Genomic DNA, 2,370 nt, shown 5'->3' with positions numbered 1-2,370 from the left:
TATTATTCACTTAGATTTCTATACAAAGAGGTATTGACAAAATATACTCCCTTCTAACTTGTTACGAATGGTCCCTTTTAGATCTTAGATTTTAAATTTTAGATTAACTCCACAGCTTGAAAGGGGGTACTTTCACGGTGCGATGGCGGTTTTAGTGCTCAGTTATACCATTTTAGATTTGAGAATAGAGAATGAATGATCGGCTAAGAGTTGGACTATTGCCTAGAGTGGTATTCTTTTTTTAAAGTGGTGTCAGTTTAGCGGCTGAGCTGACGAAACGAGAAGCAAATGCCGATCGCGCCTTATAGTTAAGGAATCAGGGGATGCAAAAAAGATGCTGAGAAACCGGGTTTGCATACAGGTTCGCTGCAATAACAGATGTCCGCGAGATTCCTCGCTAATTAGCTAGACGCGCCACATATGCCACAGATTCACTATCTGCCGGACGATCGCACGATCGAGATAGACGACGACGATATAATTCTCGAAGCTTCCCTGCGTGCCGACATTCCCCACACTCACATCTGCGGCGGTAGCGCCCGGTGTTCGACTTGCCGGGTATTGATTGTCGAAGGTTTGGAATTTTGCTCTCCGCGCACTTCGCCGGAAGAGGAACTTGCCAAAAAATTGCGTTTAGAACCGGAAATTAGGCTGGCTTGTCAGACGCAGGTTGCAGGCGGCAAGGTAATTTTGCGCCGATTGGCGATCGATTCTGAAGACTTGGAATCATTTAACGACGAAATGGCCGGAAAGTCAATTTCTACTCCTGTGGGTCAAGAGAAAAAAATTGCAATTTTGTTTGCCGATATTCGAGGGTTTACTGCGTTTGCGGAATCGCTGTTACCCTACGATGTAATTTATATTTTAAATCGCTATTTCCAAAAAATGGGTTATGTTATCAACCGCAACGGCGGGATGATTAATAATTATATGGGAGATGGTTTTATGGCGCTGTTTGGGTTGGAAAATCCCGACAAGGCGGCGGAACAAGCGGTAAGGGCTGGGGTGGAGATGCTGGAGGAACTAGAGAAACTCAATCCCTATTTTGAGACTTTATACCGTCACCAGTTGCGGATTGGGATTGGCATTCACTGCGGTTTGGTGGTTGTTGGGAATTTGGGCGCGTCGAAGAGTCAGACAGTTACGGCGATCGGGGATGCAGTAAATTTGGCCAGCCGGATCGAGGCTGCTAACAAGCAAGTAGGAACGAGTTTATTGATTTCCGAGGAGACTTATCAGGAAGTTAAGGAATTGGCGATCGTCGATCGGTGCCTATTAGTTGAAATTCCGGGAAAAAGCGGCGAATATCCGCTCTATGAAATAGTGGCGATGCCACCGCTGCCCGTGGAAATCCAGGAGATTTCCCAGGTAAGGACACGTTCTCTTGGGCAAAGTTTTGTCAATAAGTTGCGGGCTTTGTATGCTGCGCTGTACAATTGGATTAGGAAAATTTGGCGTCAAATCAAAAAACTATAGAGCAACTCCTTTTAATTTTGTTAAGCCATCGATAATATGAATATTCCCAAGTCAATAGTTCGCATTTTTGTAATGCTCCCGAACGGTCAGATTGGGGCACAACTGCGAGATAATATTCCCGGTATTGCCAGTCAAGGAATGCTTTCTACTTTTGGTGGTGGCGTGGACATTGGAGAAAGTCCACAGCAGGCAGCAGTGCGAGAATTGGAGGAAGAAACTAGCCTAAAAACCAATTATTACAAAATGGAATTTATCACAACTTTTACTCACCAAAAGACTCAAAATGATAGAAAAATTTTACAAAAAAACCACCTCTTTTTGGCGAGAGTTAGCGATTGTGATAAAATAGAAATCAAAGAAGGTGTGGGTTTGGTAGTTTTGAGAAAAGATGTAGACTTTGAAAAAGTCAACGCAGGGGAAGGTACTCAAATGGCTTGGAAATTGTTGCAGGAATATTTAAAATCACAAACCACAAACGAGCTTTTCCCCGCGAGGGCACAGAAACTTTAATAGAGAACTTCTGTACTATGTTGTCAAATACGAATTCAGAGTACGAATTATTACTACAACGGGCGATCGCCATCGCAGCCAAAGCTCATGAGGGGCAGGTTGATAAAGCAGGCAATCCCTATATCGATCATCCGCTATTTGTGATGGAAAATGTAAATTCTCTAGAGCAAAAAATCGTAGCGGTTCTACACGATGCGGTCGAAGATTCTGAACTTACACTTGAGCAACTTAAAAGCGAAGGTTTTCCTGAAGTTATCGTATCGGCGATCGAGGCGATTACCAAAATAGAAGGAGAAGCTTATGCAGCTTATTTAGGGCTTGCTGAATATATCGATGGCACTTGACGTAGCCTGGGTTATGCGCTCGCGAGAGCGAGGGTAAAGT

The 2,370-nt window shown here is 43.8% G+C and carries 3 protein-coding genes; all 3 read left to right on the top strand.

Annotation, left to right across the window (positions count from 1 at the left end; genetic code table 11):
* Nucleotides 1-420 precede the first annotated feature (420 nt).
* The 3 genes from QUA90_RS30275 to QUA90_RS30265 are packed head-to-tail and all read left to right on the top strand — an operon-like array spanning nt 421 to nt 2,330.
* Nucleotides 421-1,476: an adenylate/guanylate cyclase domain-containing protein gene (locus QUA90_RS30275; protein WP_333448780.1), complete on the top strand. Its 1,056-nt coding sequence runs from the start codon at nt 421-423 to the stop codon at nt 1,474-1,476.
* Between the two features lie 36 nt (nt 1,477-1,512).
* Complete coding sequence (locus tag QUA90_RS30270) at nt 1,513-1,986, top strand: NUDIX domain-containing protein (protein ID WP_333448779.1); 474 nt, start codon at nt 1,513-1,515, stop codon at nt 1,984-1,986.
* A 17-nt stretch (nt 1,987-2,003) separates the two neighbouring features.
* Nucleotides 2,004-2,330, top strand: coding sequence for an HD domain-containing protein (locus QUA90_RS30265; RefSeq protein WP_333448778.1), 327 nt, complete (start codon nt 2,004-2,006; stop codon nt 2,328-2,330).
* Nucleotides 2,331-2,370: the final 40 nt, after the last annotated feature.

Origin of the sequence: Microcoleus sp. D3_18_C4 (genome assembly GCF_036702355.1) — a bacterium.
Classification (GTDB): Bacteria; Cyanobacteriota; Cyanobacteriia; order Cyanobacteriales; family Microcoleaceae; genus Microcoleus.
Note: the sequence above shows the minus strand (reverse complement) of the source record. Positions and strands in the feature narration are given on the sequence as shown.